Below are 21,535 nucleotides of genomic sequence, written 5' to 3'. Positions count from 1 at the left end.
GTATAGTGTGTATATACAGTTATAATCAAGAGGTGAAAATAAGTGCGTATCCATTTAAGCAATGCGAGTGATAAACCAATCTATGAACAAATTACTGTTCAGCTAAAAGAAGCCATTTTAGCCAATAAACTTCACGCAGGCGATGCACTACCCTCTATACGTGCACTCGCCAAGGATCTCAAAATTAGCGTGATGACAACCAAACGAGCATATGCAGATTTAGAGCGAGACGGCTTTATTGAAACGGTAGCGGGAAAAGGTAGCTTTGTTACTGAACGTAACCAAGATTTTTTACGGGAGGAGTTATTGCGCCAAGTAGAGGAGCATTTGCAAAAAGCCGTCAGAACAGCTAAAACCGCCGGACTTGCAAAAGAGGAGTTAGTAGACTTACTTTCATTAATTGTAGAGGAGGACAACTAAATGAATGCCATTGAAATCCATGATTTACACAAAGGCTTTGAAGGCTTTTCACTAAAAGATATTAGTTTTTCAGTACCTCAAGGAACAGTAATGGGCTTTGTTGGTGAAAACGGTGCAGGTAAATCCACTACCATAAAATGCATGCTTAATTTATTAAAAAAAGAATATGGCGAAATTTTGCTATTCGGTAAAGATATTGTCGAATATGAGCTTGCGATAAAAAACGACATCGGTGTCGTTTTCGACGAGCTGCATGTACCTGAAACGCTGAATGCGACGCAACTCGACAAATTTATGAAAAGGGTGTTTAAAACATGGGATTCGAATTATTATTTTGAGCGATTGACGCAATTTAAGGTGCCTAAGCGAAAAAAGGTAAAAGAGTTGTCTCGAGGAATGAGGATGAAGCTATCGATAGCGTTAGCATTGTCGCACCATCCAAAATTATTAATTTTAGATGAACCAACCAGTGGATTAGACCCAATTATACGTGATGAAATTCTCGACTTATTTTTAGCGTTTATGCAGGATGAAACACATAGCATACTATTTTCATCACATATAACAAGTGATTTAGAAAAGATAGCTGACTATATTACATTTATTCATAACGGTGAAATATTATTTAGTGAAAGCAAGGATGTCTTACTATATGATTACGGGATTTTTAAAGGAACGAATGAGGAAATAAGCGAATTACCTGAGCAAGCAATTATTCAAAAACGCGATGGTACTTTCGGGCTTGAAGTACTTGTGCTAAAAAATGAAATAAACGAAGCATTTACCGTTGAAAGACCGACTATTGAGGATATCATGCTATTTTTCGTGAAAGGTAGTGTTCAGCCATGACTGCTCTTGTAGTAAAAGATTTAATGACGATACAGCGTCAGCTAAAGACACAAGCTTTTATACTTATCCCCATGCTGCTTTTTTCCATACTAATGGGGCAAGGATCAATTATTTTTTCCTTTATATTATTTATCCTTGTTATTCAGGCTATTACTGCCCTTACCTACGATGAACTTTGCAGCTGGGACAAATATGTCAATACCTTACCCATTAGCAAGAGCGAAATTGTCCTTAGTAAATACATGCTTAGCCTTGTGTTAATGTTAATTGGTCTGATTATTGCATTACCTGTAGTTTTTATCATGAATCATTTTACAAACGATTGGGGAACCGCTAATTTTTTCCTTACATTCAATCTTCTAATTGGGGCGGCATTTTGTTTGCTTGCTTTAATCCTACCGATTTATATCAAATACGGTTCTATAAAAGGTCGAATCGTTCTAATTGTTTTATGCTTTATTCCTGGTTTACTCATTGGGCTGTTAGAGGAGTATTTTGCAGATGTTGTGATTACGATTTCTAAGCTACAACAGTTCAGCTATTTAGCACCATTTATTGGACTATTTATTTTATGGTTATCTTCTCTAATTGCAACAGCAATCTATAAACGCAAGGATTTTTAAAAAGGGGTGTGCACCATGAAAGCTTTATTATGGCATAGATTGTCCATGCAAAAGGGGCATATTTTTATAGTGATTATCATTAGCTTATTTATAACTTTAATCAACTTCCGTTATTTTAGTAACGCTTCTATCGCCATGTTTGCGTTAATTTTATCTGCAACGATAGTTCAAAGCATGTATACGCAAGATCATAAAGTGAAGTGGGAACTCTTTGTAAACAGTCTTCCTTTAACTAAAAAAACGCAGTTACTAGCGGATTATCTCTATTGCTACAGCTTTATTGCATTACTTTTTATCACATCTGCTCCTATTTACTTTTCATCGTTTTACGAACAAAGTAATCGTTTCGAGCATTTAGCTATTTATTTCGCTAATATTAGCTGTGCGATTTTGCTTATTTGTACACAGTTTTATTTACATCATTTAGCGGAAACTAAAGGGACGCGTTCCTTTAAAATGTTCATTTATATAGTAGGTATTTTTTTCATTAATTTTCCAATTCATTATTACTTAGCAATGGTAGCAGCCAATTTGTCTGTCATACTAATACCAACAGTCCTTAGCGCCATTATTAGTGTTGTCGTTTTTCGAAAATGCCATGTGCTCTATACAGCAAAAGAGATTTTTTAATGCTCTTCAATATGCTAAGCCTCATCATAAGTATCGTGATGGGGCTTTGCTCAAATTTAATTGAGTCCCAATTCCATTCCATGCGCTCGCTTTTGGGAACATATCTCTCACACTTGTGGCGACAATCCCTCTTAAGTATCAGTTTTTCGTAAGAAAAGGCATCCAACATTTGAATCGTTGGATGCCTCGCACTTTTTATATTAGCGTGATCCGCTTTATGTTAAGCTTCAGGTCCGATGATGGAAATCGCTGGCTCAGCTTTTAATATTTTCGAGATAAGACGATCTACAGACTCCATTGTTACCGCATCGATGGACGCGAGTACTTCATCTACTGACCGATGTCTTCGGTGCACTAATTCACTAGTACCATTTCGGTTCATGCGTGCGCCTGTTCCTTCAAGGCCAAGCACAAAGCTTCCTTTTAACTGTTCCTTGGCATTATCTAACTCTTCCTCCGTCACGCCCCCCGCTACGATATCAAGTAATGTGGCATCAATGGTATGTTGCAATTGCGATAGTTGTTGACGACTTGCACTGCCGTAAATTGTAAATGCCCCAACATCTGCGTAGCAAGATTGGTAGGAGAAAATTGTATATGCTAAGCCACGCTCTTCACGTACTTCTTGAAATAGTCGAGAACTCATATTGCCACCAATAATATTATTTAACGCAATAAAGCTATACATATCCGGATCTTTGACGCCAATAGCTGGGTAAGAAAGGGCTAAATGCGCCTGCTCCGTATCTCGCGTTTTCGTTATTTCTCCTGGATGGAACTGAGGATTTGTTAGGACAGGTACAACAGCAAGTGGTGATGCTTCGTAACGTCCGAATAAATCTTCAATCGTAGTTAATAGGGTTGGAGAAATATTGCCTGCCACAGAAATAACAATTGATTCTGGTCCATAATGTTTCGCCATATAATTGCGAATCATATCTGCTGTAAATGTTTTTAACGTAGCGGCGGTCCCTAAAATCGGGCGACCTAGGGCATCATTTGGATACATGACTTCCCAAAGCTTTTCATGCACATCATCATCTGGAGCATCCTCACTCATTAATATTTCCTCTAATACGACTTGACGTTCCTTTTCTAATTCCTCTTCTGCAAATGTCGAATGAAAGAACATATCTGCTAGGATGGAAATAGCCAGCTCTGCATGATGGTCTAAAACTTTCGCATAGTAGCAAGTATTTTCTTTTGAAGTAAAGGCATTTAATTCGCCTCCAATACGGTCAAACTCTTCAGCGATTTGGCGGGCACTTCGCGTTGTTGTACCTTTAAAAAGCATATGCTCGATAAAGTGCGTAATCCCATTTTCCTCTGGTAATTCATAGCGTGAACCAGCATTGACAAATATGCCAAGTGCAACAGATCTAACATGATCAATTTGCTCTGACACAATACGCACACCGTTTTGACATGTATGTACTTGTACCAAATATTTTCCTCCTCTTATACATCCGTTTTATTTAAAAAAGGCTGCGCATCATACGCAGCCTTTTTTTATCAAATTATTTACCTTGTTCTGCGCGTTCTTTTTCTTCTTGAATAACCACTTTACGAGATAAATTCACACGACCTTGTTTGTCGATTTCAATTACTTTTACAAGTAATTGATCGCCTAGTTTTAACACATCTTCCACTTGCTTTGTACGTTCCTCTTGAATTTCAGAGATGTGTAATAAGCCATCTTTCCCTGGGAAGATTTCACAGAATGCACCGAATTTTTCGATACGTTTTACAGTGGATAAGTAGTATTCGCCCACTTTTGCTTCACGTACGATGTCTTCGATAATTTGTTTTGCACGAGCGTTCATTTCTTCGTCTGCTGAAGAGATGTAAATTGTACCATCTTGTTCTGTATCAATTTTTACGCCAGTTTCTTCAATAATTTTATTAATTTGCTTACCGCCTGGTCCAATAACATCGCGGATTTTATCTGGATTGATACGTACAATCACGATTTTTGGTGCATAAGCAGATAATTTTTCACGTGGTTGAGCCAATGTTGCAAGCATTGATTCTAAAATATGCATACGGCCAATTTTAGCTTGAGTCAATGCTTCTTCTAAAATATTACGTGATAGACCGTCAATTTTAATGTCCATTTGAAGTGCTGTTACGCCTTTAGCCGTACCTGCTACTTTAAAGTCCATATCGCCAAGATGGTCTTCCATACCTTGGATATCTGTTAAAATGGAATAATGCTCGCCTTTTTTAATCAGCCCCATCGCGATACCTGCAACAGGTGCTTTTAACGGAACACCAGCATCCATCATAGCTAATGTAGAAGCACAAATTGATGCTTGTGATGTTGAACCGTTCGATTCAAGTACTTCTGATACACAACGGATTGTGTATGGGAATACAGATTCATCAGGAATGACTGCTTCTAGTGCACGCTCACCTAGAGCACCGTGACCGATTTCACGACGACCTGGTCCACGAATTGGGCCAGTTTCTCCTACAGAGAATTGTGGGAAATTGTAGTGATGCATAAAGCGTTTAGATTCCTCAACACCTAAGCCGTCAATAATTTGAACATCACCAAGTGCACCTAATGTACAAATTGATAAGGCTTGAGTTTGTCCACGTGTAAATAATGCTGAACCGTGCGTACGTTGTAATAGCCCTGTTTCAGAAGAAAGTGGACGAATTTCATCCAACTTACGACCATCTGGACGGATTTTATCTTCTGTAATTTGACGACGTACTTCGTCTTTTACCATTTTATCTAAAATAGTATGCACTTGTTTCATTGTTGTTTCATCGGCTTCTTGCTCTTCATAAGAAGCAATGATACGATCTTTCACCGCAGTGATTGCTTCATCACGTGCATGCTTTTCAGCTGTTTGAATAGCGTCATGCATATCAGTTTCACAAGCTGCTTTAATATCTGCTTGAATCGCTTCATCAATTTCAAATAATGTGACAGGTAATTTTTCTTTCCCTACTTCAGCAACAATTTGTTCTTGGAAAGCAATTATTTTTTTAATTTCTTCATGACCGAACATAATTGCTTCTAACATTACTTCTTCAGGCACTTCTAAAGCGCCCGCTTCAACCATGTTAATAGCATCCTTGTTACCCGCTACAGATAAATGGATTGTTGACATGTTCGCTTGCTCAACAGTTGGGTTCACGATGAATTCACCGTCAATATAACCAACTTGTACACCGGCAATTGGTCCATCGAATGGAATATCAGAAATTGCTAATGCTAATGATGAACCTACCATTGCTGCCATTTCAGATGTGCAATCAGGGTCATTAGACATAACCATAGAAATAACTTGTACTTCATTACGGAAACCGTCTGGGAACATCGGACGAATTGGACGGTCAATTAAACGGCTTGCTAGAATTGCTTTTTCAGATGGGCGTCCTTCACGTTTAATAAAGCCGCCAGGAATTTTACCTGCTGCATATAAACGTTCTTCGTAGTTTACTGTTAATGGGAAGAAATCAAGTGGTTTGGGTGATTTTGACATTGTTGCTGTTGCAAGTACAGAAGTATCACCGTAGCGTACTAATGCTGCTCCATTTGCTTGTTTTGCTAACTGTCCTACTTCAATTACAAGTGGACGGCCAGCCCATTCGTAGGAATAGACTTTCTTTTCGTTCATTCAATGAACCCCTCTCTATTATAAAAACACTTACTCGTCTGTATGTACTAATAGTAAGTGTACCAAAAATGCTTGTTCTATGCTAAATATTTCATGAAATAATCATACATTTAAATTCAGTTATTGCCAATTTATTTAGGATTTATTGCTTTATTTGGTTGGAATGGCGTTTTTGCTTGTTTTCATCTTATATTTTTACTTATCTTGTTGCGATTCGTCGTTAGCTAGAAAGTTTATAAACATAAAGAAAAAGCGGGAATAATCCCGCTTTTCGATTGTCAATTAGCGACGTAAGCCTAAACGATTGATTAGTTCACGGTAACGTTGAACGTCAGTTTCACGAAGATATTTAAGTAAGTGACGACGACGACCTACCATTTTAAGAAGACCACGCTCAGAGTGGAAATCTTTTTTGTGTGTACGTAAGTGAGTGTTTAAAGCGTTGATTTCAGCTGTTAAAACTGCAACTTGTACTTCTGGAGAACCAGTGTCACTTTCGTGAGTACGGTACTCAGCGATAATTTCGTTTTTACGTTCTTTTGTAATAGCCATTTGTATTGACCTCCTAAATAATTGTTAAATCCCCATTAGCACAGTAAACGTTGGAGTCATCGGTATACCGAGCTAAGGTTAAGCACTTTATGCACTTATGAATGTTACCATAAAACAATGGGGCAAGCAAGTAATAACATAGCTCATGCCATGTGATGCTGCGGACAGCGCTATTTCATAACATGAAAAAATTGTATAGCCTCTTGCTTATCTTTCTCTATTTGCATTTTTAGCGCTTCAATTCCGTCAAACTTCCGCTCGCTTCGAATACGTTTATACCAAGCAACATGTACTTCTTCCCCATAGATGTTTTTCTCGAAGTTTAAAATATGTACTTCGATAGATAATTGCTTGTCGTTTGGATCTTTAAATGTTGGTTTATAACCTACATTACATACACCATCAAACCAATTATTTTGTACAAGCAGTCGTACTGCATACACACCACTTGCTGGAATGTAAGTACCCTCTAGTGCTTGTACATTTGCAGTAGGAAAGCCGATTGTACGTCCACGTTTATCGCCATGCACCACAATACCCTTTATTTCAAATGGACGGCCTAGAAGCATACGAGCAGCCTCCATATCGCCCTCTTGTAATACTTTACGAATGCGTGTCGAGCTGATTTTCTCAAGCGAGTCAGCTTTCTTATCGACCACCGTTACACCATATTCGCCATTGCTTAAGACACGCATATCTTCCATCGTGCCTTTCCCAAATGCACCAAATGAAAAATCAAATCCTGCTGTAACATGTTGAATATTTAACCCTCGAATAAAGGTATCAATAAAAGCAGCCGGTGACAGCTTCGCAAAGTCTGATGTGAAGTGTACAACAAATACCGTATCAACACCTAGTTCTTCAAACAGCTGCAATTTTTGCTGTAGTAATGTAATATAAAATACTTTTTCATTGCGTCCGCCTAGCACTAATGATGGATGCGGATCAAATGTCATAACGGCAGTCGGGATTTGTCGCTTGCCCCCCTCTTGCTTGGCCGCTTCAATAACCGCCTGATGTCCAATATGTACACCATCAAAAAAGCCAATTGCCAATGAGTACGGCTGGATACTTTCTCGCTGTTGTAATTGGTGTGGGTATTTTAAATGAATGACCTCCATACAAAAAATCCTCCTACTCTATCGTTGGGAACATTTTATGTGGCTTCATCAACCCTTCTTTTGTCGGATGGGCTTGATAAACCGCAAATGCTTTCCCTTTGATTCCAAACACAATTTTATCATGCACCTTTAATAATGCATCTGCTGGAAGCACTTGTCCATTGAAAATTTCTTTTTCAATCGATGATGTTATTTCAATATATGGATAGTCTGATAAGGCATATTCTACTGGAAGAATGCATGTATGAATTTGTTCATTTTCCATTAATTCGGCAACTTGTGCTAGTGTAAAACAATTGTCTTGTGTAAATGTGCCCGATGCAGTTCGCACAAGCTCTTGCATATGTGCAGGATAGCCAAGCGCTTCCCCAATTTGTACAGCTAATGTACGAATATATGTGCCTTTGCTACATGAAATCCTTACAGGGAATGTAATTTCATGCCCTTCGTAAATTTCCTTATCATCAAGTAACTCTAACGCATAAATGGTCACCTGTCTTGTCGGTCTTTCCACCGTTTCGCCTTTACGAGCATATTCATATAGCCGTTTCCCATTGACTTTAACAGCTGAAAACATCGGTGGTGTCTGATTAATAACACCCGTTAAGGAAGCTAAGACATCCAGCAACTCGGCACGCGTAAACGTCTTATTTGTAGTATCTTCCTTAACCGTTTCCCCTTCTGCATCTTCAGTCGTCGTTGTTCGCCCAATGGAAATAACTGCCTCATAGGTCTTCCCTGCATCCGTTAAATATTCGGCAATACGTGTTGCCTGTCCGATACAGATGGGCAGAACCCCTTCTACTCCTGGATCTAAAGTGCCCGTATGGCCAACTTTTTTTGTTCGCAATATTTTTCGTAATTTAAAGACGCAATCATGACTCGTCATGCCACGTTCTTTCCAAAGCGGTAAAATACCGTTCATCTAAATCCCCCTTTTAGTACCATCACATGAAAAAAGCCTGCCTGCATGAAGATGCATGTGGCAGACTTTTACTGTTGTTATTCTTTGTGTAAACCACGTAGTAATGAATCAATGCGGTTACCATACTCAATCGATGAGTCAAATTCAAAGATTAATTCTGGTGTTCGACGTAAACGAATACGAGAACCGATTTCAGAACGGATAAAACCAGCAGCTTTTACTAAAGCTTTTAGCGTTTCCTCACGTTCACGTTCATTGCCTAATGATGTAATATAAATTGTCACTTGTTGTAAATCACCTGTTACATCTACACCAGTAACAGTAACGAAGCCAACACGCGGATCTTTAATTTTACGGCCAATAATATCACCAAGCTCTTTTTTCATTTGCTCAGCAACACGGTTTGAGCGTAGAGACATAATTAGTCACCTCTATTTCGATGTTCAGCTATTTGCGTTAAGCGAATGACTATGTCAATAAAAGGTTTTAAACAAACCTAACACTTTCATTGACAATAACCATCCTAAATCTTACAAATAACCTTTGCTGCTTATAAATAGTCTCGCCACACATTAAGTTGTTCCCAAGACGGATTTGACTGCAAATAATGAAGGGCGTGATTAATTTCACGCTCTGCTGCGTCCTTCGAGGAAGAAACAGCAACAAGCGCTAATTTCGTACGCTGCCATACATTTTGATGGTCAATTTCGGCAATGGATACATTAAACTTCTGTTTTGTGCGCGTAATCATACGCTGTAATACAGCGCGTTTTTCCTTTAACGAATGGGCAGTTTGGATAATAAATTCTACCTCAACGTATACAATCATTATGCACGTTTAACTTCTTCCATAATGTAGGCTTCAATGATGTCGCCTTCTTTAATGTCATTGAAGTTTGTAATCGTAATACCACATTCGTATCCTCTTGCTACTTCTTTTACTTCATCTTTGAAACGTTTTAATGTATCTAATTCGCCTTCGAAGATTACCACGTTGTCACGAATTACACGGACACCAGAATCACGTGTTACTTTACCTTCTGTTACGTAAGAACCTGCGATTGTACCAACTTTAGATACTTTAATTGTTTGACGAACTTCCGCTTGACCGATGATTTTTTCTTCAAATTCTGGGTCTAGCATACCTTTCATCGCTTGCTCAATTTCTTCAATTACTTTATAAATAACGCGGTGTAGACGAATGTCTACGCCTTCTTCCTCTGCTGCACGTTTTGCATTTGTATCTGGTCGTACGTTGAAACCAATTACGATTGCATTCGATGCTGCGGCAAGAGAAATATCTGATTCTGTAATTGCGCCAGCGCCAGTATGAATAATTTTCACATTTACGCCTTCTACATCAATTTTCATTAATGAAGCAGCCATTGCTTCTACAGTACCTTGAACGTCAGCTTTAACGATTAAGTTTAACTCTTTCATTTCGCCTTGACTCATTTGTTCAAATAAGTTATCAAGCGTGACACGTTGTTTTTCAGAACGTTGTGCTTGAATAGCTGTCATTGCACGAGTTTCCCCAACTTGACGAGCTGTTTTTTCGTCTTCGAAGACAACGAAGCGGTCCCCAGCTTGCGGTACATCGTTTAAACCTGTAATTTCGACTGGTGTAGATGGACCAGCTTCTTTTACGCGACGCCCTTTATCGTTAACCATTGCACGAACACGACCATAAGCGTGACCAACTACGATTGGATCACCAACTTTTAATGTACCGTCTTGTACTAATAGTGTTGCAACAGAACCACGGCCTTTATCAAGCTGTGCTTCAATTACAGTACCAAGTGCTAAACGATCTGGATTTGCTTTTAGCTCTCCCACTTCGGCAACAAGTAATACCATTTCTAGCAATGTATCAATACCTTCACCTTTTAATGCTGAAATTGGCACGAAAATCGTATCGCCACCCCAAGCTTCAGGTACTAAACCATGCTCAGTTAATTCTTGCATTACACGATCAGGGTTTGCTGAAGGTTTATCCATTTTGTTGACAGCAACAATAATTGGCACTTCTGCAGCTTTTGCATGGTTAATGGCTTCAACTGTTTGAGGCATCACACCGTCGTCAGCTGCTACTACTAGAATTGTTAAGTCCGTTACTTTTGCACCGCGTGCACGCATTGTTGTAAATGCAGCGTGCCCTGGTGTATCAAGGAACGTAATCTTTTTGTCGCCTTCTGTTACTTGGTAAGCACCGATATGCTGTGTAATACCACCAGCTTCTCCAGCTGTCACTTTTGTATGACGAATTGAGTCAAGTAAAGTCGTTTTACCGTGGTCAACGTGACCCATAATTGTTACTACAGGTGGACGTTCTGATAATTCAGCTTCATTGACTTCTTCTGTTTGCTCGAAGTGAGTTTCTAAATCCGTAATATCTACACGGATTTCTTCTTCAACTTCTACACCGTAGTCTGCGCAAATTAATTCAATTGCATCCTTATCTAATTCTTGGTTAATTGTTGCCATTACGCCAAGCATAAATAATTTTTTAATGATTTCAGATGGTTCACGATATAATTTTTTTGCTAATTCTGCTACTGAAAGCGACTCAACAAAAGTAATTTTTTCTGGTAGTTCTTTTTGTTTAATTGGTAATGTTGGTTGATGCGTTTTTGGATGACGGCGTTTACCACCGTGGATTCCTGGTTTTGGACGTTGGTTGTATCCACCACCGCCTCTGCGATTATTATTATTATTGTTATTATTATTATTTTGTGTCATATTTCTATTTTGATTACCTTTAGTATTCTTAGATTTTTCGTTAGACGAATTTGAGTTTTGTTGCGTATTATAATGATTTGCTTTCGGCGTCGATGTAGCAGATTGCTGCTTTTGTCCATCTTGCTTTTTCACCGATTGCTGTGGTTTTTGTTGTCCATTCGCTTGCGAACGTTGTGTTACATTTTGAGTAGCTTGCCTTGCCTCTCTTTTCTCTGTCGGTGCTTTAAATGATTGATTTAACTTTGCCACAGTATCTTTTTCCAACATAGACATATGGTTCGTTACACTCACATTTAATTTACTTAGCGCTTCAATAACCTCTTTACTCGATTTATTCACTTGTTTGGCATATTCATGAACTCTGATTTTGGTCATCTGCTCACCCCCGATTATTTTTCGTTGAGTAGACTAGACAATTTACTTGCAAAACCTTTATCGGTAATAGCTAAAGCCACACGGGCTTCCTTACCTGTAGCATGTCCTAGATCATAACGATCGCCAATTACATGATACTCAACGTTGTAATAAGTGCATTTATCTTGAATTTTTTTACTAGAGTTTTTAGAAGCGTCGTTTGCAAGCAGTACAAGCTTAGCATTACCATTGCGGACTTCCTTTACTACTAACTCTTCTCCTGAAATAACTTTACGAGCTCTTGCAGCTATACCAAGCAAATTAAACACTGCTTGATTGGTCATAAAATAGCCTCCCTACGAATGAGCAACAGTAGCTCTTCGTATATCTCTTCAGGAATTTTTGCATCAAGTTGGTGCCCTAAAACATTTTTCTTACGCGCGATGTCAACCGCCTGTTCAGACTTTGAAACATAAGCGCCTCGTCCAGGCTTTTTCCCTGAAACATCTACGCTAACCTCGCCCTCTTTCGAGCGAACAACACGAATCATTGCTTTTTTTGGTAGCATTTCTCCAGTAGCTACACATTTTCGAAGTGGTACTTTTTTATTAACCGCCATAAGAATCACCTTTCCTCTCTGAAGCTTCGTAAGAGGTGGACCAGCCATAACCAAAACGCAAAGGTAGAATTTTGTGATTTGAACATTGCGGAGTACAATCCCGTCTCTCAACATTCAAGACCTTCGCCACAGTTCCTGGCTTTATTCAGTCGGCCCAGGACGCCCACTGAATAAAGCCAGGTGACCAGTCACACGGGCTTTCTTACTTATTCTTCGTCGTCTTGATATAAGTCAACTGTAGCTTCTTCGTAGTCACTATCATCAGCAGGTACGAAAGTGCTTGTTGCAGATGGATAAATCCCTAACTCACGTGCATCTGTTTCACTTTTAATATCGATTTTCCATCCAGTTAATTTTGCAGCTAAACGAGCATTTTGACCACGTTTACCAATTGCAAGAGATAATTGGTAATCTGGTACTACAACAGTTGTTGATTTTTCTTCTTCATTTACTTGCACATCTAAAACTTTTGATGGGCTTAATGCATTTGCTACAAATACAACAGGGTCTTCTGACCATTCAACGATATCAATTTTTTCACCATTTAATTCATTGACGATTGTTTGAACACGTGCACCTTTCGCACCTACACATGAGCCTACAGGATCAACTTCTTCGTTATGTGCATGGACTGAAATTTTAGAACGGTCTCCCGCTTCACGAGCAATTGACTTGATTTCTACAATGCCTTCATAAATTTCAGGCACTTCCATCTCAAATAATCGACGTAATAAGCCTGGATGTGTTCGTGAAACGATTACTTGTGGACCACGTGTCGTACGTTCAACCTTTGTAATATATACTTTAATACGATCATGTGGATGATACGTTTCACCTTGGATTTGTTCATTTTGTGGTAATGCAGCTTCTACTTTACCAAGACCCACGTAAATATTTCGCGCATCTAAACGCTCAACTACACCCGTTACAATGTCATCTTCACGATCTACGTATTGCTCATAAATTAAGCCACGTTCTGCTTCACGTACACGTTGAGTAACGACTTGCTTCGCTGTTTGTGCAGCGATACGCCCAAAATTACGAGGCGTTACTTCCTGTTCAACAATATCTTCTAATTGGTAAGCCGGGTTGATGGCCTTCGCATCTTCTAAAGCAATTTGTAAACGGTCATCTTCTACTTCTTCAACAACATCTTTACGTGAAAATACACGAATTGAGCCTTTGTCTAAGTTTAAGTCAACACGAACATTTTGAGCTTGGTTAAAGTTGCGTTTGTAAGCTGTAACTAATGCTGCCTCTATCGCTTCGATTAACACATCTCTTGAAATTCCTTTTTGTTCTTCCAGCGCCGTTAGCGCATCTAACAAATCACTACTCATTTTATTTTCACTCCTAAATATGCATTATGCTGAAAAATCGATGGCAAGTCGTGCCAAAGCGATTTTTTCCTGTTCAATTGTTACTGTAATTTTGCGTGTTTTAATAGGTACTTCCATCACTAATGTATGTTCATCGTATGACGTTAAGTAGCCTTGGAATTCCTTCATGTCCTTAATGGGCTCATAGGTTTTCACATAAATAAATTTGCCAACGGCTTTTTTAAAATCAGTATCTTTTTTTAATGGACGTTCTGCACCTGGTGAAGATACCTCTAAATAATAATTTTGTGTAATAGGATCTTTTTCATCCAACAGTAAACAAAGTCGTTCACTAACTTGAGCACATTGGCCAATGTCAATTCCACCCTCAGGTGTATCTACATAAACACGTAAAAACCAGTTACGTCCTTCTTTCACAAACTCAACATTCACCAACTCAAGATTTAACTCTTCGACAATCGGTGTAGCAAGTTCTTCAATTAAAGATGGTACTTTGCTCATTGTTTCCTCCTGCATTTTCAATTTCAGGCGTAATAAAACAGAAATTCCACCAGTAATGTTGGTGAAATTTGACGGTCTTACCTGCTGTTAGTCTAAAAAATTTGTTTTGCTTCGGTATAACAACAGAAAAGAGCGGGAATGCCCCACTCTTTTGCTGGAAAACTATCAACAAATTATTACCATAAGGATAGCACAATTTACGTCACAATGCAAACTTCCTTATTTTAGACATTAGAAGAGCGATAACTGGTTCGCATCAGGCATACCTTCTAAACAACCTAATTGATCCATATACTCAATTAATGTTTTTGATACACGTCCACGTTGCTGTAAATCTTCTTTCGATAAGAACTCGCCATTTTCACGTGCCGCTACAATGGTTTTGGCAACGTTCGTGCCGAGTCCAGGAATCGCATCGAATGGCGGTATTAAAGAATTGCCATCAATAATAAACTCACTAGCCTGTGAACGATATAAGTCCACCTTTTGGAAGCTCATGCCACGCTCGCACATCTCCAGTGCAAGTTCCATTACTGTCAGTAAGTTTTTCTCTTTCGTCGAAGCATCTAAGCCCTTCATATTAATTTCATCGATTCTTGCACGTATCATTTGGGAACCTTGCGTCATCGCGATTAAATCAAAATCATCTGCCCTTACGGTAAAATAGGCAGCATAATACAAGATTGGGAAATGCACTTTAAACCAAGCAATACGTACTGCCATTAAAACGTAAGCAGCGGCATGGGCTTTAGGGAACATGTATTTAATCTTTTTACATGATTCGATATACCAAGCAGGCACTTTATTTGCTAACATCTCTGCTTCAAATTCCTCTGATAAGCCCTTCCCTTTACGCACAGACTCCATAATTTTAAACGCTAGAGATGGTTCAAGCCCTTGGTAAATTAAATATACCATAATGTCATCGCGACAGCCGATTACTTCTTTTAATACACATGTACCATTTTGTATCAGCTCCTGTGCATTACCAAGCCATACGTCTGTTCCGTGTGATAGACCAGAAATTTGCACAAGCTCCGAAAATGTTGATGGTTTCGTATCTTCTAGCATTTGGCGAACAAATCGAGTACCAAATTCCGGAATGCCTAGTGTTCCGGTCTTACACCCAATTTGCTTTTCTGTCACACCTAGCGATTCAGGTGAACTAAAAATTTTCATAACAACCGGATCATCGGTTGGAATTGTTTTCGGATCTATGCCAGATAAATCTTGCAACATACGAATAACAGTCGGATCATCGTGTCCAAGAATATCGAGTTTTAAAATATTGTCATGAATGGAGTGGAAATCAAAGTGAGTTGTTCGCCACTCCGAATCTTGTGCATCCGCTGGGAACTGCACTGGTGAGAAATCATAAATATCCATATAATCTGGTACAACGATAATCCCACCTGGATGTTGACCTGTTGTTCGTTTAACACCTGTACAACCCTGTACTAAACGGTCTACTTCAGCACCTCGGAAATGAAGGTTATTGTCGCTCGCATAGCCTTTAACGTAACCATATGCTGTTTTCTCTGCAACAGTACCGATTGTTCCAGCACGGAACACATAATCTTCACCAAACAGTACTTTTGTATAGTTGTGGGCTTGCGGTTGGTATTCACCTGAGAAATATGACGATAGGTAAGCATTTGAAGTCATCGCTAGCTTTTCCCCCGTCCCACACCGTGCATGAGGCTTTCACACTCACACGGCGTTCCATCGTTAATATTGTTGAAAGTTAGAGGCTAAGCTTTGGATTTCCTACTTCCGTTCTTAGCCTGTTTAGTTTATTAATTGCTTTTACTTCGAATTTACTAATTATCTTTTGATATTCTTTATTTGTTAGTGGGTCTGAATGATGGATAAGCATATGATATTGCTTGTTGATAATAATTAAATTATCATATTCATCTGTGCCACCAAGAGCTATTGGTTTTCTATGGTGGCAAATTGCTTGATGAGGTGTTAATCTCTCACCTGTAATACCACAACAACCTTTTTGTGCTACATATTTACTTAAGCGGTTATTTTCATACAGAACACTTTTTGATTTATATATTCCTTTACGAAACATTTCAATTTCCCTAACAGACACTTGTTTTAAACCTTTATGAATTGCAAGCCGATCTTTTGCGTTATAAATCGTAAAATCCGGTTTGCGTTGTCCTCGTATATCATGTCGAATTGCTTCAATAGGATATACCAATAATCCATTACTTTTGAATCGAGGATAATTATAGTCTCCATAAAACCTATCAATCACTCCATTTGTTTCTTTTGTTCTCACAAAGATGTTTCTGAACATTAGTGATTTGATATTAGGGTGAACATTATGCCTTATTTCATTAAAGTCTTGCGCTATCCTAGTAGCAATCTTGTAGTAATTTTGCAATCCTAAAATATTTGCATTGAAGTTCATTACCTTTTTTGGAGTAGGATTCTTTCTTAACTTAATAAGTTGATGTCTAATTACGGCTTGTACCTTATCTTTTGCTTTTGGGTCCATTTTTGAATTTACAATATAACCCGTTTTCGCATTTCCTTTTGATACCGCTCTAAATCGAATCCCTAAAAAGTCTGTACCGTTTTTCCGCAAGTTTGTAATTTTACTTTTTTCTTCACTTACCTCTAATCCCAATCGTTCTTTTAACCATTTTTCAACAGCTATTTTTATCCTTCGGGCGTTTTCATAGGAATTTGTGAATATTTTAAAATCATCTGCGTACCGAACTAAGTACATTGGTTTTAACTTTGTTTTCTTTAGAGCATCGGTTTTGTTGCGTTTTAGCTTATAAGGTACTTTTGTAGGTTTTGTTTCCCATTGATTCGAAATCCACCAGTCTAACTCGTTCAATACTACATTTGCGAGTAGAGGAGATAAAATTCCACCTTGTGGTGTTCCTTTTGACGGTACTCCTTCACCTAGTATTTCAGCTTTCAGCATCTTCTTAATAATAGCTAATACTTTTTTATCCCGAATGCCAATCGTCCATAATTGTCTCATAAGTTTTTTATGATTTACGTTATCGAAGAAACCTTTGATATCAATATCAATTACAAAGTGTTGATAGCTGTGATTCACCATATGATAACATCTTGCCAATGCATCGTGTGTGCTGCGTTTAGGTCTGAAACCATAACTTTGTGGGTTAAATTTTGCCTCCGTAATTGGTTCTAATACTTGTTAAAACATTTGTTGTATTAGCCTATCTTCAATTGTCGGAATACCTAGAGGTCTCATCTTTCCATTTGGTTTCGGGATAAATAATCGCCTAACAGCATGTGGTACATAATCTTCAAGCCTTCTTCGGACAAGTTTGACTAATTTATCAGCATTCATTTTATTCAAGTGTTTAATTGTGTGTCCATTAGTACCTTTCGTTTTACTACCTGTATTGCTCTTTAGGTTTCGAAAGGCTAATAAAATGTTCTGTTCAGAGATAATTATCTTATAGATATCTGTAAAGTATCGACCACTTTTACTTTCTTTATAAAGAATATCGAAAATCGATTGTAAACCGAAATATTCGTTGTTTCTTAGCTTTTGTATCATTAGGTCAGCCAACTAATCACTCCTTTGACGAAGCTTTCGTTCTCTTTAGTCATACTAGAATCTGACTTTAATGTAGGTTTGTTTTCAACATTAACGACTTGTGCCCTTCCCTCTGAAATGTTTTGTCCTCCGACTTATTGGATATTCAGTCATCTATGGCATTTCTTCACTGGTACTACGGCACTACTGCCACTCCTTTTAAGTAAGTTATAGCTAATAGCCTTTCCTTACACCGTCGTCAGCGGAATGCAATTTCCTCTTACGTTAGGAGCTTCACACGTTCCACTATTTCTATCTGTACATCTTTCCTTAGGTTCCCCCTAAATTCCGCTAGGCCAGCATGTGCCTATAACACACGATGGATTTTCATAACCAAACGCTTACTCATCCACACCTAGAAGTCCTATTTGGACCCCGCAGCATTTCTACTACGTGACATTCACGAAAAGTCAGTCGAGGGTTCGTCCCAGTCATTCTACTGATTCTAACCATAGAAAGTTTATAGACGCCAGACCTATCATTCACAAGATTGCTCTCTTTCCACAGCCGTACTGTTTGGGTGAACTTCAGCCTACTTTAACGAGCTTCATACAAGTTTCAATTTTGCAGTTATTCACTTGCATGTCGTAGCTTCAGCGAGTATGTTTCAGGGCGTTACTCCGTCATTCCATACTTTGAAATAGTAGTTCTACCAAATTGGTGGCTAATCTTTTCAATTAGCAACGTGTCGCACTCAAATCGATATCAGGTACTTTATCTCCTTTAAAACCAAGGAAAGTTTCGAATGGGATATCTTGTCCATCTTTTTTATAAGGTGTGCCACATTCCGTACAATCTTTGTTCGGTAGGTCATAGCCGGAGCTAACAGAACCGTCATTGAAAAACTCGGAATGCTTACAATTTGGACAAATATAATGCGGTGGTAACGGGTTTACCTCCGTAATTTCCATAAAGGTTGCCACTAATGAAGAACCAACGGAACCACGAGAACCTACTAAATAGCCATCCGCAAGTGACTTTTTCACAAGCTTTGCAGAAATTAAGTAAATCACACCAAATCCATGCCCTAAAATTGACTTTAGCTCTTTCTCAATACGAGCTTTAACGATTTCTGGTAATTCTTCACCATAGATACGGTGGGCCATCTCATACGTTAAATTGGTTACTTCATCATCAGAACCTTCAATTTTAGGTGTATATAAGTCATCCTTAATCGGCTTTACATCGTCAATCATATCCGCAATTTTTTGCGGGTTTGTAACGACGACTTCTTTTGCAAGATCAGGACCTAAAAAATCGAACTCTTGCAACATCTCGTCCGTCGTGCGAAAATGAACCGCTGGCAGCTTGGATCGATTTAAAATATTGGCGCCACCTTGAGAACCAATCAGTATCTGTCTAAACATAGCATCGTTCGGATCGAGGTAATGAACATTTCCTGTAGCAACTACAGGCTTATCCATCTTCTTGCCAAGTTTCACAAGCTTGCGAATAATATCCTCAATAGTCCATTCATCGCGCACGACATTACGTTCAATTAACGGAGCATATACAGCCTTCGGTTGTACTTCAATATAATCGTAAAACCTTGCGATTTGTTCCGCTTCCTCAGGTGATTTATTCATCATCGTCTCAAACAATTCACCATTACTACAGCCGGAACCAACTAACAGTCCTTGTCGATATTGTTCCAACGTCGCGCGTGTTACACGAGGGACACGATAGAAAGTTTTTGTATGCGAATGAGACACAAGCTTAAATAGATTTTTTAAACCGTCATTATTAACTGCTAAAATCGTACAATGCATTGGGCGCGCTTTTTTATAGGCATCACCGCCGCCAATATGCTTATTGAAATCATCGTGATATTTAATGCCGAGTTCATCCGCTTCTTTTAACAGATGCAATAATAAGTAACCTGTTGCTTCCGTATCATAAATGGCGCGGTGATGTTGCGTTAATTCAATGCCGAATTTTTTACATAATGTATTTAAACGATGATTTTTCATCGTAGGATGGAGCAAACGAGCAAGTTCTAGAGTATCAATTACTGGGTGAATCGTATCTTCTAGACCGTATTTTTTATAACCAGTATAGAGGAAGCCCATATCAAAAGAGGCATTGTGTGCCACTACGATTGCGTCTTCTATAAAGGCATGGAACTCATGAATCACTTGCTCCACTTCTGGCGCATTGCGAACCATCTCATCTGTGATGCCGGTCAATTCGATTGTTGTTGCAGACAATGCATGATGCGGATTTGCAAAACTTTCGTATTTGTCAATCACATGTCCGCCTTTAATTTTTACTGCTGCAAGCTCTATGATTGTATCGTAAGCAGTAGAAAGCCCTGTCGTTTCGACGTCAAACACCACATAGGTCGCATCGTCTAATGAACGATGCTCAGAAGCATACGCAATCGGTACACCGTCATCGACTAAATTAGCTTCTAAACCGTAAATTATTTTTATGCCATGTTTTTTGCCCGCACTATAAGCCTCTGGGAACGACTGCACGACCGCATGATCCGTTATCGCAATCGCTGGATGACCCCATTTCGCCGCTTGAGCCACTAACCTATCTACCGGTGTAACTGCATCCATTTGACTCATAGGTGTGTGCAAATGGAGCTCTACTCGTTTTTCACCTTCTGGCGCCTTGTCTTGTCGTGTTTCTTTTTTAATTTCATTAATATCATTTGCCATCACAATTAAATCACGAATAAAGGTATCGGTTTGAACCGAGCCACGTACTTTCACCCACATACCCTTTTTCAAATGCTGCATCAATTCCGCATCATCGTTATCCCGTGAGAACATTTTTACAACAATTGAATCCGTATAGTCCGTAATTTTAATTTGTAGAAGTGAGCGTCCACTTTTTAGCTCTTTAATTTCGGTATCGAACACAAACCCTTCAATAATAACACGACGTTCCTCTTCCACTATGCGCTTAATTTCCATAATTTCATCGTCTTTAATTTGCATACCGAGCTGAAATGGACGATCACCAAGGGCTGCCAATGCCGGATTATCCTTTTTGTCCTGTTCACGTTTTTGGAAGTCTTGCATTGCTTGTTGAGCCATCGCTGCTTCTTCTAAACGTTTTTGCTCGATAAAAGCTTCTTGAGCTTCACGCATTTCTTCTGTTTCCTCTTGCAGCATAAAATCAAAGGCAATTTGCGGAAATCCAAATTGACTGTAGCTAAGAGCTAGCTTTTCCGCATATTTCGTTTTCAGCATCATCAGTTCCATTTCCTGCACGCAGGATAACGTAATTTTTTGCCCATTCCACATCGGTATTTGCGATACAAGGCAATTTTTTAAGGTTGGTGCCATATCGTCGATTTGCTCAACAATGGTTAACCAATACGCTTGAATCAGCTCTTCCGTAACATTTTTTTCAACTGTTTCAAAAGTTGTTTCGATTTGGGCTATAGCAGCGAATTTTTCAGCTAGATGTGTACGAAATAGTTGATATAACGGAAATGGAAGTATGCCACGTAATTTAATATTAAAATGCCAGAGTCTATTTTTTTTATGCACAGTAAGACGGGCTAATTCGCCTTCTTCAAAAAAGGACATATAAACATCTTCTGTTAACTCTAGTTGTTGCAAGAGCATTTGAAATCTTTGTCTTGCTTCTTGTTGCTGTTCCAATCAATGACACCT

At 38.8% G+C, this 21,535-nt stretch carries 18 protein-coding genes and 2 pseudogenes; 4 read left to right on the top strand and 16 right to left on the bottom strand.

The annotated features are described in order from the left end of the window. Nucleotides 1–42: 42 nt before the first annotated feature. The 4 genes from T479_RS05180 to T479_RS05165 are packed head-to-tail and all read left to right on the top strand — an operon-like array spanning nucleotide 43 to nucleotide 2,522. Nucleotides 43–420: a GntR family transcriptional regulator gene (locus tag T479_RS05180; protein ID WP_025218815.1), complete on the top strand. Its 378-nt coding sequence runs from the start codon at nucleotides 43–45 to the stop codon at nucleotides 418–420. Further along, nucleotides 421–1,269: an ABC transporter ATP-binding protein gene (locus T479_RS05175; protein ID WP_025218814.1), complete on the top strand. Its 849-nt coding sequence runs from the start codon at nucleotides 421–423 to the stop codon at nucleotides 1,267–1,269. After that, nucleotides 1,266–1,892, top strand: a complete 627-nt coding sequence (locus T479_RS05170) for an ABC-2 transporter permease (protein WP_024361984.1) — start codon at nucleotides 1,266–1,268, stop codon at nucleotides 1,890–1,892. Before T479_RS05175 ends, T479_RS05170 begins: the two co-directional genes overlap by 4 nt. A 15-nt stretch (nucleotides 1,893–1,907) precedes the next feature. Next, nucleotides 1,908–2,522 (top strand): ABC-2 transporter permease, encoded by a 615-nt coding sequence (locus T479_RS05165; RefSeq protein WP_025218813.1) that lies wholly within the window; start codon nucleotides 1,908–1,910, stop codon nucleotides 2,520–2,522. Nucleotides 2,523–2,742: 220 nt separating this feature from the next. Here T479_RS05165 and T479_RS05160 read toward each other — a convergent pair whose 3' ends face one another. From T479_RS05160 to T479_RS05090, 16 genes and pseudogenes are all read right to left on the bottom strand, one after another. After that, entirely contained in the window at nucleotides 2,743–3,966 is a 1,224-nt protein-coding gene (locus T479_RS05160; RefSeq protein WP_024361986.1) for a M16 family metallopeptidase, read from the bottom strand. A gap of 73 nt (nucleotides 3,967–4,039) precedes the next feature. After that, on the bottom strand, nucleotides 4,040–6,154 hold the full coding sequence (gene pnp / locus T479_RS05155) for a polyribonucleotide nucleotidyltransferase (protein ID WP_024361987.1): 2,115 nt from the start codon (nucleotides 6,152–6,154) through the stop codon (nucleotides 4,040–4,042). Nucleotides 6,155–6,436: 282 nt separating this feature from the next. Further along, the gene (rpsO, locus tag T479_RS05150) at nucleotides 6,437–6,706 is read right to left on the bottom strand and encodes a 30S ribosomal protein S15 (protein WP_008178982.1); all 270 of its coding nucleotides are present in this window, start codon (nucleotides 6,704–6,706) and stop codon (nucleotides 6,437–6,439) included. Between the two features lie 170 nt (nucleotides 6,707–6,876). Further along, the gene (gene ribF, locus T479_RS05145; RefSeq protein ID WP_025218812.1) at nucleotides 6,877–7,827 is read right to left on the bottom strand and encodes a riboflavin biosynthesis protein RibF; all 951 of its coding nucleotides are present in this window, start codon (nucleotides 7,825–7,827) and stop codon (nucleotides 6,877–6,879) included. 13 nt (nucleotides 7,828–7,840) lie between these two features. Next, a complete protein-coding gene (truB, locus tag T479_RS05140; RefSeq protein WP_024361989.1) occupies nucleotides 7,841–8,752 on the bottom strand; it encodes a tRNA pseudouridine(55) synthase TruB in 912 nt (303 codons plus the stop codon). A 77-nt stretch (nucleotides 8,753–8,829) separates the two neighbouring features. After that, nucleotides 8,830–9,171 (bottom strand): 30S ribosome-binding factor RbfA, encoded by a 342-nt coding sequence (rbfA, locus tag T479_RS05135; RefSeq protein WP_025218811.1) that lies wholly within the window; start codon nucleotides 9,169–9,171, stop codon nucleotides 8,830–8,832. A gap of 131 nt (nucleotides 9,172–9,302) precedes the next feature. Next, nucleotides 9,303–9,581, bottom strand: coding sequence for a DUF503 domain-containing protein (locus T479_RS05130; RefSeq protein ID WP_024361991.1), 279 nt, complete (start codon nucleotides 9,579–9,581; stop codon nucleotides 9,303–9,305). Further along, complete coding sequence (infB, locus tag T479_RS05125) at nucleotides 9,581–11,866, bottom strand: translation initiation factor IF-2 (RefSeq protein ID WP_025218810.1); 2,286 nt, start codon at nucleotides 11,864–11,866, stop codon at nucleotides 9,581–9,583. The genes T479_RS05130 and infB overlap by 1 nt, the downstream gene beginning before the upstream one ends. Nucleotides 11,867–11,880: 14 nt before the next feature. After that, the gene (locus T479_RS05120) at nucleotides 11,881–12,189 is read right to left on the bottom strand and encodes a YlxQ family RNA-binding protein (protein WP_024361993.1); all 309 of its coding nucleotides are present in this window, start codon (nucleotides 12,187–12,189) and stop codon (nucleotides 11,881–11,883) included. Further along, the gene (gene rnpM / locus T479_RS05115) at nucleotides 12,186–12,464 is read right to left on the bottom strand and encodes an RNase P modulator RnpM (protein ID WP_024361994.1); all 279 of its coding nucleotides are present in this window, start codon (nucleotides 12,462–12,464) and stop codon (nucleotides 12,186–12,188) included. The genes T479_RS05120 and rnpM overlap by 4 nt, the downstream gene beginning before the upstream one ends. Nucleotides 12,465–12,670: 206 nt before the next feature. Then, a complete protein-coding gene (nusA, locus tag T479_RS05110) occupies nucleotides 12,671–13,804 on the bottom strand; it encodes a transcription termination factor NusA (protein WP_024361995.1) in 1,134 nt (377 codons plus the stop codon). A gap of 24 nt (nucleotides 13,805–13,828) precedes the next feature. Beyond that, entirely contained in the window at nucleotides 13,829–14,305 is a 477-nt protein-coding gene (gene rimP / locus T479_RS05105) for a ribosome maturation factor RimP (RefSeq protein WP_024361996.1), read from the bottom strand. A 231-nt stretch (nucleotides 14,306–14,536) separates the two neighbouring features. Further along, nucleotides 14,537–15,940, bottom strand: a pseudogene (locus T479_RS05100) (PolC-type DNA polymerase III); the annotation flags it as partial. A 109-nt stretch (nucleotides 15,941–16,049) separates the two neighbouring features. Continuing rightward, nucleotides 16,050–17,480, bottom strand: coding sequence for a reverse transcriptase domain-containing protein (locus T479_RS05095; RefSeq protein ID WP_227665450.1), 1,431 nt, complete (start codon nucleotides 17,478–17,480; stop codon nucleotides 16,050–16,052). 15 nt (nucleotides 17,481–17,495) lie between these two features. Then, a complete protein-coding gene (locus T479_RS24020) occupies nucleotides 17,496–17,876 on the bottom strand; it encodes an RNA-dependent RNA polymerase family protein (RefSeq protein WP_227665414.1) in 381 nt (126 codons plus the stop codon). Nucleotides 17,877–18,595: 719 nt separating this feature from the next. Continuing rightward, nucleotides 18,596–21,523: pseudogene (locus T479_RS05090) on the bottom strand (PolC-type DNA polymerase III); the annotation flags it as partial. Nucleotides 21,524–21,535 lie beyond the last annotated feature (12 nt).

This window comes from Lysinibacillus sphaericus (assembly GCF_000600105.1).
GTDB lineage: Bacteria > Bacillota > Bacilli > Bacillales_A > Planococcaceae > Lysinibacillus > Lysinibacillus sphaericus.
Note: the sequence above shows the minus strand (reverse complement) of the source record. Positions and strands in the feature narration are given on the sequence as shown.

Coding starts and splice junctions, on each gene's coding strand:
- T479_RS05175 (WP_025218814.1), top strand. CDS start 421: ATGAATGCCATTGAAATCCATGATTTACACAAAGGCTTTGAAGGCTTT.
- T479_RS05170 (WP_024361984.1), top strand. CDS start 1,266: ATGACTGCTCTTGTAGTAAAAGATTTAATGACGATACAGCGTCAGCTA.
- T479_RS05165 (WP_025218813.1), top strand. CDS start 1,908: ATGAAAGCTTTATTATGGCATAGATTGTCCATGCAAAAGGGGCATATT.
- pnp (WP_024361987.1), bottom strand. CDS start 6,154: ATGAACGAAAAGAAAGTCTATTCCTACGAATGGGCTGGCCGTCCACTT.
- rpsO (WP_008178982.1), bottom strand. CDS start 6,706: ATGGCTATTACAAAAGAACGTAAAAACGAAATTATCGCTGAGTACCGT.
- ribF (WP_025218812.1), bottom strand. CDS start 7,827: ATGGAGGTCATTCATTTAAAATACCCACACCAATTACAACAGCGAGAA.
- truB (WP_024361989.1), bottom strand. CDS start 8,752: ATGAACGGTATTTTACCGCTTTGGAAAGAACGTGGCATGACGAGTCAT.
- rbfA (WP_025218811.1), bottom strand. CDS start 9,171: ATGTCTCTACGCTCAAACCGTGTTGCTGAGCAAATGAAAAAAGAGCTT.
- T479_RS05130 (WP_024361991.1), bottom strand. CDS start 9,581: ATGATTGTATACGTTGAGGTAGAATTTATTATCCAAACTGCCCATTCG.
- infB (WP_025218810.1), bottom strand. CDS start 11,866: ATGACCAAAATCAGAGTTCATGAATATGCCAAACAAGTGAATAAATCG.
- T479_RS05120 (WP_024361993.1), bottom strand. CDS start 12,189: ATGACCAATCAAGCAGTGTTTAATTTGCTTGGTATAGCTGCAAGAGCT.
- rnpM (WP_024361994.1), bottom strand. CDS start 12,464: ATGGCGGTTAATAAAAAAGTACCACTTCGAAAATGTGTAGCTACTGGA.
- nusA (WP_024361995.1), bottom strand. CDS start 13,804: ATGAGTAGTGATTTGTTAGATGCGCTAACGGCGCTGGAAGAACAAAAA.
- rimP (WP_024361996.1), bottom strand. CDS start 14,305: ATGAGCAAAGTACCATCTTTAATTGAAGAACTTGCTACACCGATTGTC.